This window comes from Pseudomonas sp. NPDC098747 (genome assembly GCF_044760045.1).
GTDB lineage: Bacteria > Pseudomonadota > Gammaproteobacteria > Pseudomonadales > Pseudomonadaceae > Aquipseudomonas.
On sequence record NZ_JBIWAL010000012.1, the window covers coordinates 13,105 to 26,835 of the forward strand.

A 13,731-nucleotide genomic window follows, 5' to 3' on the forward strand; every position below is an offset into this window, starting at 1 on the left:
CTGCGATGACCCATGGCCGATTCTGCTTTTTTCTGCACCCTGTCTCATGAAGGCGTTCTCGCGGTTCGCGGCGCGGATGCCGGCAAATTCCTGCAAGGCCAGTTGACCTGCAATATCAATTACCTGAGCGACACCACGTCCAGCCTCGGTGCGCGCTGCACGCAAAAAGGCCGGATGCAGTCGAGTTTCCGCATTCTGCTTGAAGGTGACGGCGTGGTGCTGGCGATGGCCAGCGAGTTGCTCGAACCGCAACTGGCGGACCTGAAAAAGTACGCGGTGTTCTCCAAGTCGAAACTGACCGACGAGAGCGCCGCCTGGGTGCGCTTTGGTCTGGCGCAGTGCGATGCAGCCCTAACCAGCCTCGGCCTGGATTTGCCAGCCGAGACTGACAGCGTGGTACGCAGCGAAGGCCTGATCGCGATTCGCGTCTCGCCCGGCCGCGCCGAACTCTGGGTGCCGGCCGATCAGGCTGAAACCATTAAAGCCAAGCTGTCCGCCGCCCTGCCTGAAGGCGAGCTGAACTCATGGCTGCTCGGCCAGATCCGCGCCGGTATTGGTCAGGTCATGCCGACCACCCGCGAGCTGTTCATCCCGCAAATGCTCAATCTGCAAGCCGTCGGCGGCGTGAGTTTCAAGAAAGGTTGCTACACCGGCCAGGAAATCGTCGCGCGTATGCAGTACCTGGGCAAACTCAAGCGCCGTCTGTATCGCTTGAGCCTGGACGCCACGCAATTGCCGGAACCTGGCACGCCGTTGTTTGCGCCGAGCCACAACAGTTCTATCGGCGAAGTCGTACTGGCTGCCAACGCCGGGCAAAACATTGAACTCCTGGCAGTGTTGCAGGCCGAAGCTGCAGAAGCGGGCGATCTGCACCTGGGCACCCTTGAAGGGCCTGCGCTGCATCTGCTCGATTTGCCCTACGAACTGGATCGCGACCGCGAAATCCAGCGCTGATCGCAGCATTTGTTGCAACACCCTAGAGAGCCTAAATGAACGAACTGGCGGATAAGATCCAACAGGATTTGGTTGAGGCCATCGATAAAGATGACCTGGTTCTGCCAACACTGCCGGAAGTAGCCTTGCAAATTCGCAAGGCTGCTGAAGATCCGGAAATCAGCGTCAGCGAGCTGAGCAAAGTCATCGGCCGTGACACGGCACTGTCGGCGCGCTTGATCAAAGTGGTCAACAGCCCTCTGTTGCGCGCGGCGCAGGAGGTCACCGACCTGCATACCGCCATCACCCGACTGGGCATCAATTACAGCAGTAACCTGGCGATCGGCCTGGTGATGGAGCAGATTTTCCACGCCAGTTCCGAGGTGGTGGAACAGAAAATGCGCGAAGTCTGGCGCAAAAGTCTGGAAATCGCCGGGGCCAGTTATGCGCTGTGTCGTCGTTACACCCAGCTCAAACCGGATCAGGCGGCGTTGGGTGGATTGGTGCATCAGATCGGCGTGCTGCCGATTCTGACGTACGCCGAAGACCACTATGAACTGCTCTCGGATTCGGTCAGCCTCAACCACGTGATCGACCAGCTTCATCCGTTGCTGGGCGACAAACTATTGCGTGTCTGGGATTTCCCGGAACGATTGGTGAAATTGCCTGGGCTGTATCAGGATTTCAAACGCGACTCGGCGCAAATCGATTACGTCGATCTGGTGCAGGTGGCGAGCCTCTATTGCCACAAGGGAAGCGACCATCCGTTTGCGCGGATTGATCCGCTGAGTGTTCCGGCGTTCAGGAAGCTTGGGATAGATCCGGAGAACAAGGCGCTGTGTGCTGATCTGGAAGAATCGCGCTCGATGTTTTACTGAGTCGAGACCGTGGCGAGCCCTTCGCGAGCAAGCTCGCTCCCACAGGAAAATGCATTCATCTGTGGAAGCAGATGTGCTTTCAAATTGAAATGCATTCCAATGTGGGAGCGAGCTTGCTCGCGAAGAGGCCAGCCGAAACGCCGCACCCTCACCCAGCAATAAAACTCACCCGCACCTTCAACCCCGCCTGCTCACCATCATGCAGCGTGATCTGCGCCAGATGCGCCCGGCAGATCTCGCCGACAATCGCCAGACCCAACCCCGATCCCGCCACCTGTTGATTACGCCGGTAGAACCGCTCGAACACCCGATCCCGCTCTTCCAGCGGAATCCCCGGCCCGTCGTCCTCAACCTCAAGCACCGCCGGCGTCAGCACGCGCAAAATCACATTGCCGCCCGGTGGCGTATGCGCCAAGGCGTTGTCCACCAGATTGCTCAGCAACTCATTCAGCAGCGTCGGCTCACCGCGTAGCCACACCGGTTCATCGGCCTCCAGCGCCAGCGCCACCCCACGTTTGTGCGCGAGCGGCGCCATGGCCATGCCCAATTCGCGAGCCAACTGACTCAGGTCCAGCAACTGTGCACCGCCCTCGGCAATCGCTCGAGCGCCATTTTCGACACGCGCCAGCGACAGCAATTGATTGGCCAAGTGGGTCAGGCGATCGGTGCCTTGCGCGGAAGATTCCAATGTCGTGCGCCAGACCTGCGGATCATTTGAACGCAGACCCAATTCAAGCCGCGCCTTCAACGCCGCCAACGGTGTGCGCAACTCATGCGCCGCATCGGCGATGAACTGCGCCTGGCGCTCGAACTGGCCACGCAGGCGCTCGGTGAAATGATTGAGTCCGCGCACCAGCGGCCAGAGTTCATGTTGCACTTCCACCAATGGCAATGGCCGCAAGTCATCGGGCTGGCGTTCCTCGACCGCAGTACGCAGGCGCTCCAGCGGACGCAATGCGGCGCTGACGGCAAACCACACCAACAGCAAAGCGCCAATCGCCAACATGCCCAATCGCAACAACGTGTCGGCGGCCAGACTGCGCGCCATGCTGACCCGAGCTTCATCGGTTTCGGCGACACGGATTTCCGCCATGCCATTCATGTTCGGCTCGCTCACCGCTTTGAGCAGGCTGACCACGCGCACATTCTGCCCCTTGTAAGTGGCATTGTAGAAACGCGCCAGCGCCGGATAGCTGTCAGTTCTTGGCGTACCGGGCGGTGGCCCGGGGAGATTTTCGTAGCCGGAGATCAGCTTTTGATGGATGTCGTTGACCTGGTAATAAATGCGTCCAGCGCTGTCGTAAGCGAAGGTGTCGAGGGCTACATAAGGCACGTCGGCACTGAGGCTGCCATCACGTTGCGACAGGCCGGCAGCAATGGTTCGCGCCGAAGCCAGCAACGTGCGGTCATACGCCGTGTCGGCCGCCTCGCGTCCATTCCAGTAAGCGCTCAAGCCGCTGGCGAGCATCAACACCACCAGCAACAGCGCAAGGTTCCACAGCAACCGCCAGCGCAGGCTGCTGGGCTTATGCATCGCGGCTTTCCAGCAGATAACCGAGGCCACGGAACGTCACGATTGCCACCGGTTGGCCGTCGAGTTTCTTGCGCAGGCGGTGCACATAGATTTCGATGGCGTCGGGGCTGGCCTCTTCGTCCAGACCGAACACTTGCGCGGCCAGTTGCTCCTTGCTCATGACTCGCCCCGGCCGGGCAATCAGCGCTTCGAGCACGGCTTGTTCGCGGGACGTCAGCGTGAGCAAATCCTCACCGAGGGAGAAGCGTCGCGTGTCGAGGTCATAGACCAGCACGCCGCAACGCTGCTGGCGTTCACCGCCCAGCACACTGCGCCGCAACAGCGCTTTGACCCGGGCTTCCAGTTCGGTCAGTTCGAACGGCTTGGCGAGGTAATCGTCGGCGCCGAGATTGAGGCCATGCACGCGATCTTTCACATCGCTGCGCGCCGTCAGCATCAGCACCGGCAGGTTTTTCCCGCGAGCCCGCAGACGCGCCAACACTTCAAATCCGTCCATGCGCGGCAGGCCGACATCGAGGATCGCCACGGCGTATTCCTCACTGCCAAGCGCCAGATCGGCAGCCACGCCATCGTGCAACACGTCCACGGTCAGACCGGTGCTCTTGAGCGCCTGAGCGACGCTTTCGGCCAGTTGCAGATGGTCTTCGACGAGCAGAACACGCATGGATTTTTACCTCGTTCAGGGATGGCCGACGCCACTCTTTGCCGCGGAGTTTACAGCCGCAACCGCCACTGTGAAGCCCGAAAACCGTGAAAGCCTGCTGAAAGGTTAGCGAAAGGTTAGGCGGTTAGAGTCGGGTTACGGACAGTTTCGACTGCCGTCGCTGCTGCCACACAGCGTAACGAAAAACGCCACGAAGCGTTTTCGATAAATAAGAACAATAATCGGAGTACACCCGCATGCCGTCCATGCAGACCAAGGCTCTTACGCCTGTTCGCCTTTCCCGTCTCAGCTATACCGCCCTCGCCAGTGCCGCCGCCCTCGCGGGTTTTTCGCCGTTGAGTTTTGCCGACTTCATTGAAGACAGCAGCGCCACCTTCGAAACCCGCAACATGTACTTCAACCGCGACTTTCGCGATGGCACCAGCGCCCAGCAATCCAAACGCGATGAATGGGCCCAGGGCTTCATGCTCAATCTGCAATCGGGTTACACCGACGGCACCGTGGGGTTCGGTGTCGATGCGTTGGGCATGCTTGGGGTAAAACTTGATTCGAGTCCGGACCGCACCGGCACCGGCCTGTTGCCGACCCACGACGACGGGCGCGCTGCGGACGAATACTCGAAACTCGGCCTGACAGGAAAAGTGAAAATCTCCGCCACGGAGCTAAAAATCGGCAGCCTGATTCCCGAACTGCCGATCCTCAAGCCCAACGACGGACGCATCCTGCCGCAGACGTTTGAAGGCGGTTTGCTGACCTCCAAAGAGATCAAGAATCTGACCTTAACCGGTGGGCGTCTGGAGAAAGCCAAGGATCGCGACAGCACCGATTTCGAGGACATCGCACTTAACAACAAGAACAGCCGTTTCGCCGGTACCGTTGCCGGCAAGCACTTCGATTTTGGCGGCGTGGACTACAAGTTCACCGACAAGATCACCGGCAGCTACCACTTCGCGCAACTCGATGAAGTCTACAACCAGCACTTCTTCGGCCTCGTTGCCTCACGCCCGATGGGCCCCGGCACATTCGCCACCGACCTGCGTTTTGCCGTCAGTGACGATCAAGGTGCAGCCCGTGGCGGCGAGATCGACAACCGCTCGCTCAACGGTCTGGTCAGCTATGCCTTGAGCGGCCACAAATTCAGCGCCGGCTATCAGCACATGTCTGGCGACAGCGCTTTCCCTTATGTCGATGGCAGCGACCCGTATCTGGTCAACTTCGTACAGATCAACGACTTCGCCGGCGCCGAAGAACGCTCGTGGCAAGCGCGCTACGACTTTGACTTCGCCAAACTTGGCATTCCCGGCCTGAGCTTCATGAGCCGTTACTTGAGCGGTGACAACATCAAGCTCAAAAGCGGCGAAGAAGGCAAAGAGTGGGAGCGCAATACCGAGATCAAATATGTAGTACAAAGCGGCGCCTTGAAGGACGTCGCTGTGCGCCTGCGTAATGCCACTTACCGCTCCAATTACTCCGCTCGCGATGCCGATGAAGTGCGTCTGCTGGTGAGCTATAGCGTTGCCCTTTGGTGATTGATTGAAACGCCTGAGCGCTGTGATCAAAAGATCAAAAGATCGCAGTCTCGGCAACTCCTGCATAAAGCCTTAAAACAAGAAAACCGTGGAGAATCGAATGAACCTGTCACTGCGTAAAGTTGCACTCGCCGCCAGTTGCGTGCTGTTCGCTGGCCAACTCATGGCCGAACCGAAGCGTCCGGAATGTATCGCTCCGGCGTCGCCCGGCGGTGGTTTCGACCTGACCTGCAAACTGGTGCAGAGCGCGCTGGTCAACGAAAAACTGCTGTCCAAACCGATGCGCGTGACCTACATGCCCGGCGGTGTTGGCGCGGTGGCTTACAACGCAGTGGTCGCGCAGCGGCCAGCCGATGCCGGCACGCTGGTGGCGTGGTCGAGCGGTTCGTTGCTGAACCTGGCGCAAGGCAAGTTCGGTCGCTTCGATGAGACCAACGTGCGCTGGCTCGCGGCAGTCGGCACCAGCTACGGCGCCATCGCGGTGAAGAGCGATTCGCCCTACAAGACCCTCGACGATCTCGTTCAAGCATTGAAGAAAGATCCCGGCTCCGTGGTCATCGGTTCCGGCGGCACCGTCGGCAGTCAGGACTGGATGCAAACCGCACTGATCGCCAAGGCTGCCGGCATCAACCCGCGCGAACTGCGTTACGTCGCCCTCGAAGGTGGCGGCGAGATCGCCACCGCGCTGCTCGGTGGCCACATCCAGGTCGGCAGTACCGACATCTCCGACTCCATGCCGCACATCCAGAGCGGTGACATGCGCCTGCTCGCGGTGTTCGCTGACAAGCGTCTGGACGAGCCAGAAATGAAAGACATCCCGACCGCTCGCGAACAAGGCTACGACATCGTCTGGCCAGTGGTTCGCGGTTTCTACCTGGGGCCAAAAGTCAGCGATGAAGACTATGCCTGGTGGAAGGATTCGTTCGACAAACTGCTGGCCTCTCCCGAGTTCGCCAAGCTGCGCGATCAGCGTGAACTGTTTCCGTTTGCCCTCACCGGCCCGGAACTGGACACCTACGTGAAGAAGCAGGTTGCGGACTACAAAGTGCTGGCCAAAGAGTTCGGCCTGATTCAGTGATCGCCTCTGTCTAGCGGCCGCGGCCCCCGTTCGCGGGGCTGCGGCACAGGAGTTTCCCATGCTCTTACAACGCATTTTCGCTTCGGTGCTATTGCTGGCCTGTATCGGCCTGGCACTGATGGCGTGGCCGTACCAAGCGGCTTTTTCCTACGAACCGGTGGGCCCGCGCGCCTTCCCTCTGCTGATGCTCAGCCTGATGGGCGCAGCGCTGCTGTACATGGTGTTCCGCCCGGCGCCGATCATACACACAGAAGACGAGCCACCACTGGATCGCCAAACCCTGACCAAGATCAGCATCTGTGTCTTGCTGCTGCTGGTGTTCGCCGGCCTCTTCGAACCGCTGGGCTTCATTCTCAGTAGCATGCTGATCGGCATTCCGATGGCGCGTCTGTATGGCGGTCGCTGGATGCCGAGCATCGTGGTGACCACCCTGATGGCCATCGGTCTTTACCTGCTGTTCGACCGTGTGATGGACGTTCCGCTGCCCCTCGGCCTGCTCAACGTTCTGGAGAACTGATATGGATACTCTTGGCTATTTGGGTCAGGGTTTCGGCGTCGCGCTGAGCCCGTACAACCTGGTGACCGCGCTGTGCGGCACGCTGATCGGCACCGTCGTCGGCCTGCTGCCGGGCCTGGGCCCGATCAACGGCGTGGCGCTGCTGATCCCGATCGCATTCGCCCTCGGCCTGCCACCGGAATCGGCATTGATTCTGCTGGCAGCGGTGTATCTGGGCTGCGAATACGGCGGCCGGATCAGCTCGATCCTGCTGAACATTCCGGGCGAAGCCTCCACCGTAATGACCACCCTCGACGGCTACCCGATGGCCCGCAAAGGCATGGCCGGTGTGGCGCTGTCGTTGTCGGCGTGGAGTTCATTCATCGGCGCCTTCATCGCCACTTGCGGCATGGTGTTGTTCGCCCCGCTGCTGGCGAAATGGGCGATCGCTTTTGGCCCGGCGGAATACTTCGTGCTGATGGTGTTTGCGATTGTCTGCCTCGGCGGCATGGCGGGTGATCGACCACTGAAGACGTTTATTGCGGCGTTGATCGGTTTGTTCCTGTCGACTGTCGGCATCGATGCCAACAGCGGCGTGTACCGCTTCACCGGCGACAACATTCACCTGACCGACGGCATTCAATTCGTCGTACTGGTGCTGGGCCTGTTCTCGATCAGCGAAATCCTTTTGCTGCTGGAGAAAACCCATCGCGGCCAGGAAGCCGTGAAAGCCACCGGCCGCATGATGTTCAACTTCAAGGAAGCCGCGTCGGTGTTCACCGTGAACATCCGGTGTGGCCTGCTCGGTTTCATCATGGGCGTATTGCCGGGTGCCGGCGCGACACTGGCCAGTGCCGTGGCCTACATGACCGAAAAACGCATCGCCGGTGCCAGCGGCAAATTCGGTGAAGGTGACGCCCGTGGCCTCGCTGCCCCGGAAACCGCCATCGGTGCTTCGGCCTGTGGCGCACTGGTGCCGATGTTGACGCTGGGCGTTCCGGGTTCGGGCACCACGGCGGTGATGATCGGCGCGCTGTCGCTGTACAACATCACCCCGGGGCCGCTGTTGTTCCAGCAACAACCGGACATCGTCTGGGGCCTGATCGCTTCGTTGTTCATCGCCAACATCATGCTGGTGATCCTCAACATTCCAATGATCCGCATCTTCACCCGCATCCTTGCCGTGCCGAACTGGGCACTGGTGCCGGTCATCGCGATCATCACCGGCATCGGCGTCTATGCGGTACACGCGACCACTTTCGATCTGTTCCTGATGGTCGGCATCGGCATCTTCGGTTACATCCTGCGCAAGCTCGACTTCCCGTTGTCGCCGGTCCTGCTGGGTTTCATCCTCGGTGGTCTGATGGAGCAGAACCTGCGCCGCGCGCTGTCGATCTCCAACGGTGCGCTGGAAATCCTCTGGTCGAGCCCGATCACCTTCGGTGTCTGGGTGCTGACCGCCATCATGTTGCTGGTGCCGCTGCTGCGCATCTGGCGCAAACGTTCGGTTGCCCGGCGCACTGTTGCCGATGTTTGATCGGCTTTCGCTAAAGTCCTGGTGGGGAACCCCGCTGGTCGGTCTGCTGGGCGGTTACCTCGCCAGCCAGATCGGCTGGCCGCTGCCGTGGATGGTCGGCTCGTTGCTGGCGATCATCCTCGTGCGCTGCCTGACCCCGTGGCAACTGACGGAAATCCCTGGCGGGCGTAAATGCGGCCAGTGGATCGTCGGCATCGGCATTGGCCTGCACTTCACCCCGGTGGTGATGGAGCAGGTGCTGAGCCATTTCGGTTTGATCTTCTTCGGCGCGCTGGTCACCAGTCTGTCGGCGGTCGTGGGCGTGTGGTTAATGCGCCGCACCGGTGAGGATCGCGCTACAGCGTTTTTCTCCAGCATGCCCGGTGGTTCTGGTGAGATGGTCAACCTTGGCGCACGTAACGGCGCGATGCTCAGCCATGTTGCGGCGGGGCAAAGCTTGCGGGTGCTGGTGGTGGTTTTGTGTGTGCCGGCGGCGTTCAAATACCTGCTCGGCGACGGCACGCCGATCTCCCATGCCGGCAGCGTCGATTGGCGCTGGCTGGCGATTCTGTTTCCGGCGGGCGCCCTGCTCGCCTGGCTCTGGCAGCGTCTGCGCCAACCCAATCCATGGCTGTTCGGGCCGTTGCTGGTGAGTGCGGCGGTGAGCATCGGTTGGGATCTGCACATCGGCTTGCCCGATGGCGGCAGTCAGATTGGCCAATGGTTGATCGGCAGCGGATTGGGTTGTCACTTCAACCGGCAGTTTTTCAGGCGTGCACCGTCATTCATGGGCCGCACGTTGATCGGCACGGCGCTGACCATGTTGATCGCGACCCTGGCGGCGTTGGGATTGAGCGCGTTGACCCATCTGGATCTGCGCTCGCTGACGTTGGGCATGATGCCAGGCGGTATCGCCGAGATGAGCCTGACGGCGGAAACCCTGCAACTGTCGGTGCCGCTGGTGACGGCGATGCAGGTGATGCGGCTGTTGTTCGTGCTGTTTCTGGCGGAGCCATTGTTCAAGTACTGGAATCGCAATCCTGAGTAAGTCTGAAAAACCGAGGCGACCTCTTCGCGAGCAAGCTCGCTCCCACAGGGTTTTTGGGGTGTACACATAACTTGTGTCACACATAAAAACCTGTGGGAGCGAGCTTGCTCGCGAAGGGGCCCGCCCAGGCGATAAATTAAACCGGCGGTAAACGCCACTCTATCGGTGTCTCACCGTTCTGCTCCAGGAACTTGTTGGTCCGGCCGAAGTGCCCGCACCCCAAAAAGCCACGATAAGCCGACAGCGGCGATGGATGCACCGACGTCAGCACCAAGTGCTTGGTCGCATCGATCAGCTTCTGCTTGCTCTGCGCATGGGCGCCCCACAGCATGAACACCAGATGCGGCTGCCGCTCGCTGACCAGTTCAATGATCCGATCAGTGAAAAACTGCCAGCCCTTGTCCTTGTGCGCATTGGCGGTGGCGCGCTCCACTGTCATGGTGGTGTTGAGCATCAACACGCCCTGATCCGCCCAACTCTGCAAATAGCCATGGCTGGGGATGTCGATGTTCAGGTCGCGTTTCAGCTCTTTATAGATGTTGACCAGCGACGGCGGCGCCGGCACGCCCGGTTGCACCGAGAAGCACAAGCCGTGGGCCTGACCCGGGCCGTGATACGGGTCCTGGCCAAGGATCACCACTTTCACTTTATCCAGCGGTGTCGAGTTCAGCGCATTGAAAATCAGCGGCCGTGGCGGGTAGATTTCCTTGCCGGCCGCCTGCTCCTGCTGCAGAAAATTGCGCAACTCTGCCATGTAAGGCTGGTCGAATTCAGCACGCAGTGCCTCCTTCCAGCTCGGTTCGAGTTTGATACGGTCGTCAGCAGTCATGGTCACACCCGGCAAAACAATGGGGCGAACCCTAGGAAAGCCGAACACGCTTGTCAATTGATCTGACGCAGATCCGGCACTTTCCCACGCAACGATCATACTGATCGTTCAATTTCCCGATCGAGGTCACGATGAATCTGCACTTCGAAGAACTCTGCGGCACCGACGGCGCCCGCATCGGTATCGCCAGCCTGGATGCTGAAAAATCACTCAACGCGCTGTCCCTGCCGATGATCAACGCTCTGAGCGACAAACTGGACGCCTGGGCCAAAGATCCGCAAATCGTCTGCGTACTGTTACGCGGCAACGGCGCCAAAGCCTTCTGCGCTGGCGGCGAGGTACGCAGCCTGGTGGAAGCCTGTCGCGCGCACCCCGGCGAAGTCCCGTCGTTGGCAGCACAGTTTTTTGCCGCTGAATACCGATTGGATTACAGCCTGCACACCTACCCGAAACCACTGATCTGCTGGGGCCACGGTTATGTGCTGGGCGGCGGCATGGGTTTGTTGCAAGGCGCCAGTACGCGGATCGTCACGCCGAGCAGCCGTCTGGCGATGCCGGAGATCAGCATTGGGTTGTATCCGGATGTCGGTGCCAGTTGGTTTCTGGCACGGTTGCCGGGCAAGCTCGGTCTGTTCCTCGGATTGACCGGCGCGCACATGAATGGCCGTGACGCGATCGATCTCGATCTAGCCGACCGTTTTCTGCTCGACGAGCAACAACCGGATCTGATCGAAGGCCTGCTGCAACTCAACTGGCAGGAACAGACCGACATGCAACTCAACAGCTTGCTCAAGGCCTTGCAGCAGGAAGCCGCGGCGCAAATGCCCAAGGCGCAGTGGCTGCCACGTCGTCAGCAGATCGACGAATTGCTCGACGTCAGCGACGTGACATGCGCCTGGAAAGCCATCAGCCTGCAACGCGACAGCAGCGATCCGCTCATCGCCCGAGCGGCGAAAACCCTCAGCGAAGGCTCGCCGCTGACCGCGCACCTGGTTTGGGAACAGATCATCCGCGCACGGCATATGTCGCTGGCTGAAGTCTTTCAGATGGAATACACCGTGAGCCTCAATTGCTGTCGGCATCCGGAGTTCAGCGAAGGGGTTCGGGCGCGCTTGATCGATAAGGATCAAAAGCCGCACTGGCATTGGCCGGACATCAACAGCGTACCGGATGCGGTGGTTGAGGCGCACTTTCACAAGGTGTGGGAAGGTCGGCATCCTTTGGCGGATCTGACGGCTTACTGACTAAATCGCAGGCACAAAAAAGCGGCGCATCATGCGCCGCTTTTGTTGGCGGGTCAGTTACCAGCGATTGCCACGTCCGTTGTGATCGCGTCGACCGCTGTGGCGGTCGTAGTTGCCGCGACCGCGATGGTCGTTGTCCCAACCGCCGCGACGGTGGCCTTCCCAGCGTCCGCGATCATTGCCGTGCCAGCGACGGCTTTCGTAGTAACGCGGGGCCGGTTGATAGTAGCGCGGCGCCGACTGGTAATAACGCGGTTGCTGATAGTAACGCGGCGCTGGCTGGTAATAGCGCGGGGCCGAGTAGTACGTGCCGCCAGTGTTGTAGTACGCCGGTGCGGGTGATGTGTAGACCTCAGACCTGTAATAAGTGTCCGCGTACGAATACGGGACACAACCGGTGACGGAAAACATCAACGCTGCAAGCAGAAGAATTCGTCGATACATGGCGGCCTCCTGGACCGCGGGTAGCCAGACCAGCGACGCTGGCAGGCATCAGTCTTTTATTCGGGGACTGACGAAAGATCAGACAGCGTTTTCGGATTCTGGTGCGTTCTCGCAACAAGTTGAAACAAGTGATTAATAAACGCCGAACTGGAACTTCGGCGCCACCGCCCTGCAACGCGATGACACCTTGCACAGTCTCCCGTCGCGGGCCGATCATGCGATGTACCCAGCCAAACAAACCGGCCGCAATCGCACCTGCGTGGAAATGCCCTACTCGACTTATGCCTGACTCTAACGTTAAACCCGACCTCTGCCCGGCCTGCGGCGCCCGCAACGACTGCAGCCTGGCTGACCCGCGCACCGCCGACCGGGCGTGCTGGTGCTACGGCGTGAGCATCGACCCGGCAGTGCTCCAAGCCTTGCCGCCAGCACTGCGCGACAAATCCTGCCTGTGCCCGCGATGCGCGCAGGTCGAGGCGCAACTGCAAGCGGCCTGTCGGCCGATCCCGTAAGATGCGCGCCCCTTGATTCGTTGAAACCTGAACATGCGCGTCGACCGCTTCCTCAGCAACCTGCCCCGCTACAACCGTCAGCAGGTTCGCCTGTTGCTGGTGGAAAAGCGCGTGCGCGTTGACGGAAAAATCGTCAGTGACCCGCACAGTGAAGTCCTGGAATTCAGCCGCGTCGAAGTCGATGAAGAAGTGCTGCAACTCGGCAAACCGAAGCGCTACTTCATGCTGCACAAACCACCCGGTTGCGTCAGCGCCACCCGCGATCCGCAACATCCGACCGTGCTCGACCTGATCAATGAACCGGACAAGGAAGAGCTGCACATCGCCGGGCGCCTGGACTTCAACACAACCGGCCTGATGCTGATCACCAACGACGGCGCCTGGTCGCGGCGTCTGACCCAGCCGCAAACCAAACTGCCAAAGATCTATTACGTCGAGACCGAAGAGGAAATCGGCGCGCAATATGCGAGTAAGTTTGCCGAAGGCATCTACTTCGCCTTCGAAGATCTGACCACCCAGCCGGCGCAACTGGAACGGCTCAGTCCGAGGTCGGCACGCCTGAGCATCGTCGAGGGCCGCTACCATCAGGTGAAGCGCATGTTTGGCTACTTCAACAACAAAGTGCTGCGTCTGCACCGCGAATCCATGGGCCCGCTGCTGCTCGATAGCGCGCTAAAACCGGGCGAGTACCGCGCTTTGCGCACCGAAGAGATTCATTTGTTCTAAGCCTGTGACCGCTCAGCAGAAGTTGTCGAACAATTTACCAATCGCACTTGCGCGATCCCGCTCCCCCTGCTTGAATCAGGACGTCGGCCGGAATGTGACCGATGAGTCACACCATACCTCTAAGAAACTTTTTGTCGGTCGTCAGCCCTCAGGGCTGCGCCTCAACCGGCAGACTGCCCGCCAATAACAATACCCGTCGACCGCAGTCATGGATCGACATGGGCCAAGCAAATTCCAGGCGTATGCCTACCTGTCACAAAGTTCGTGCAATGTCTATTTGCGCGCATACCCGCTTGCTTG

At 60.0% G+C, this 13,731-nt stretch carries 14 protein-coding genes; 10 read left to right on the forward strand and 4 right to left on the reverse strand.

Annotated features, from left to right (window positions below):
- Positions 1–12: 12 nt before the first annotated feature.
- Positions 13–954: a YgfZ/GcvT domain-containing protein gene (locus ACIQVE_RS10250; RefSeq protein WP_402807502.1), complete on the forward strand. Its 942-nt coding sequence runs from the start codon at positions 13–15 to the stop codon at positions 952–954.
- Between the two features lie 35 nt (positions 955–989).
- Positions 990–1,811 (forward strand): HDOD domain-containing protein, encoded by an 822-nt coding sequence (locus ACIQVE_RS10255; RefSeq protein ID WP_402807505.1) that lies wholly within the window; start codon positions 990–992, stop codon positions 1,809–1,811.
- A 148-nt stretch (positions 1,812–1,959) separates the two neighbouring features.
- On the opposite strand, the gene ACIQVE_RS10260 is transcribed toward ACIQVE_RS10255, so the two are convergent.
- Both ACIQVE_RS10260 and ACIQVE_RS10265 read right to left on the reverse strand, forming a co-directional pair.
- The gene (locus ACIQVE_RS10260; RefSeq protein WP_402807506.1) at positions 1,960–3,345 is read right to left on the reverse strand and encodes a sensor histidine kinase N-terminal domain-containing protein; all 1,386 of its coding nucleotides are present in this window, start codon (positions 3,343–3,345) and stop codon (positions 1,960–1,962) included.
- Positions 3,338–4,009 (reverse strand): response regulator, encoded by a 672-nt coding sequence (locus ACIQVE_RS10265; protein ID WP_402807509.1) that lies wholly within the window; start codon positions 4,007–4,009, stop codon positions 3,338–3,340. Before ACIQVE_RS10265 ends, ACIQVE_RS10260 begins: the two co-directional genes overlap by 8 nt.
- A 236-nt stretch (positions 4,010–4,245) precedes the next feature.
- Here ACIQVE_RS10265 and ACIQVE_RS10270 point away from each other — a divergent pair, with 236 nt between their 5' ends.
- From ACIQVE_RS10270 to ACIQVE_RS10290, 5 genes are all read left to right on the forward strand, one after another.
- Positions 4,246–5,538 (forward strand): OprD family porin, encoded by a 1,293-nt coding sequence (locus ACIQVE_RS10270; RefSeq protein ID WP_402807511.1) that lies wholly within the window; start codon positions 4,246–4,248, stop codon positions 5,536–5,538.
- A 100-nt stretch (positions 5,539–5,638) separates the two neighbouring features.
- The gene (locus tag ACIQVE_RS10275) at positions 5,639–6,616 is read left to right on the forward strand and encodes a Bug family tripartite tricarboxylate transporter substrate binding protein (RefSeq protein ID WP_402807513.1); all 978 of its coding nucleotides are present in this window, start codon (positions 5,639–5,641) and stop codon (positions 6,614–6,616) included.
- A gap of 58 nt (positions 6,617–6,674) precedes the next feature.
- Positions 6,675–7,133: a tripartite tricarboxylate transporter TctB family protein gene (locus ACIQVE_RS10280; RefSeq protein WP_402807514.1), complete on the forward strand. Its 459-nt coding sequence runs from the start codon at positions 6,675–6,677 to the stop codon at positions 7,131–7,133.
- Between the two features lies 1 nt (position 7,134).
- Positions 7,135–8,649, forward strand: a complete 1,515-nt coding sequence (locus tag ACIQVE_RS10285) for a tripartite tricarboxylate transporter permease (protein WP_402807516.1) — start codon at positions 7,135–7,137, stop codon at positions 8,647–8,649.
- The gene (locus ACIQVE_RS10290; RefSeq protein WP_402807519.1) at positions 8,642–9,676 is read left to right on the forward strand and encodes an AbrB family transcriptional regulator; all 1,035 of its coding nucleotides are present in this window, start codon (positions 8,642–8,644) and stop codon (positions 9,674–9,676) included. Before ACIQVE_RS10285 ends, ACIQVE_RS10290 begins: the two co-directional genes overlap by 8 nt.
- Before the next feature lie 136 nt (positions 9,677–9,812).
- Here ACIQVE_RS10290 and ung read toward each other — a convergent pair whose 3' ends face one another.
- Complete coding sequence (gene ung, locus ACIQVE_RS10295; RefSeq protein ID WP_402807522.1) at positions 9,813–10,505, reverse strand: uracil-DNA glycosylase; 693 nt, start codon at positions 10,503–10,505, stop codon at positions 9,813–9,815.
- 131 nt (positions 10,506–10,636) lie between these two features.
- On the opposite strand from ung, the gene ACIQVE_RS10300 reads away from it, so the two are divergent.
- Positions 10,637–11,749: an enoyl-CoA hydratase/isomerase family protein gene (locus ACIQVE_RS10300; protein WP_402807523.1), complete on the forward strand. Its 1,113-nt coding sequence runs from the start codon at positions 10,637–10,639 to the stop codon at positions 11,747–11,749.
- 57 nt (positions 11,750–11,806) lie between these two features.
- On the opposite strand, the gene ACIQVE_RS10305 is transcribed toward ACIQVE_RS10300, so the two are convergent.
- The gene (locus ACIQVE_RS10305) at positions 11,807–12,193 is read right to left on the reverse strand and encodes a hypothetical protein (RefSeq protein ID WP_402807525.1); all 387 of its coding nucleotides are present in this window, start codon (positions 12,191–12,193) and stop codon (positions 11,807–11,809) included.
- Between the two features lie 281 nt (positions 12,194–12,474).
- Here ACIQVE_RS10305 and ACIQVE_RS10310 point away from each other — a divergent pair, with 281 nt between their 5' ends.
- Together ACIQVE_RS10310 and ACIQVE_RS10315 are read left to right on the forward strand one after the other, a co-directional pair.
- On the forward strand, positions 12,475–12,705 hold the full coding sequence (locus ACIQVE_RS10310) for a cysteine-rich CWC family protein (RefSeq protein WP_402807527.1): 231 nt from the start codon (positions 12,475–12,477) through the stop codon (positions 12,703–12,705).
- A gap of 33 nt (positions 12,706–12,738) precedes the next feature.
- On the forward strand, positions 12,739–13,431 hold the full coding sequence (locus ACIQVE_RS10315) for a pseudouridine synthase (protein ID WP_402807528.1): 693 nt from the start codon (positions 12,739–12,741) through the stop codon (positions 13,429–13,431).
- The last annotated feature ends 300 nt before the right edge of the window (positions 13,432–13,731 follow it).

Bases quoted from the DNA above. Each gene is read 5' to 3' on its own strand.
- ACIQVE_RS10250 (WP_402807502.1), top strand. From the start codon at position 13: ATGGCCGATTCTGCTTTTTTCTGCACCCTGTCTCATGAAGGCGTTCTC.
- ACIQVE_RS10255 (WP_402807505.1), top strand. From the start codon at position 990: ATGAACGAACTGGCGGATAAGATCCAACAGGATTTGGTTGAGGCCATC.
- ACIQVE_RS10260 (WP_402807506.1), bottom strand. From the start codon at position 3,345: ATGCATAAGCCCAGCAGCCTGCGCTGGCGGTTGCTGTGGAACCTTGCG.
- ACIQVE_RS10265 (WP_402807509.1), bottom strand. From the start codon at position 4,009: ATGCGTGTTCTGCTCGTCGAAGACCATCTGCAACTGGCCGAAAGCGTC.
- ACIQVE_RS10270 (WP_402807511.1), top strand. From the start codon at position 4,246: ATGCCGTCCATGCAGACCAAGGCTCTTACGCCTGTTCGCCTTTCCCGT.
- ACIQVE_RS10275 (WP_402807513.1), top strand. From the start codon at position 5,639: ATGAACCTGTCACTGCGTAAAGTTGCACTCGCCGCCAGTTGCGTGCTG.
- ACIQVE_RS10280 (WP_402807514.1), top strand. From the start codon at position 6,675: ATGCTCTTACAACGCATTTTCGCTTCGGTGCTATTGCTGGCCTGTATC.
- ACIQVE_RS10285 (WP_402807516.1), top strand. From the start codon at position 7,135: ATGGATACTCTTGGCTATTTGGGTCAGGGTTTCGGCGTCGCGCTGAGC.
- ACIQVE_RS10290 (WP_402807519.1), top strand. From the start codon at position 8,642: ATGTTTGATCGGCTTTCGCTAAAGTCCTGGTGGGGAACCCCGCTGGTC.
- ung (WP_402807522.1), bottom strand. From the start codon at position 10,505: ATGACTGCTGACGACCGTATCAAACTCGAACCGAGCTGGAAGGAGGCA.
- ACIQVE_RS10300 (WP_402807523.1), top strand. From the start codon at position 10,637: ATGAATCTGCACTTCGAAGAACTCTGCGGCACCGACGGCGCCCGCATC.
- ACIQVE_RS10305 (WP_402807525.1), bottom strand. From the start codon at position 12,193: ATGTATCGACGAATTCTTCTGCTTGCAGCGTTGATGTTTTCCGTCACC.
- ACIQVE_RS10310 (WP_402807527.1), top strand. From the start codon at position 12,475: ATGCCTGACTCTAACGTTAAACCCGACCTCTGCCCGGCCTGCGGCGCC.
- ACIQVE_RS10315 (WP_402807528.1), top strand. From the start codon at position 12,739: ATGCGCGTCGACCGCTTCCTCAGCAACCTGCCCCGCTACAACCGTCAG.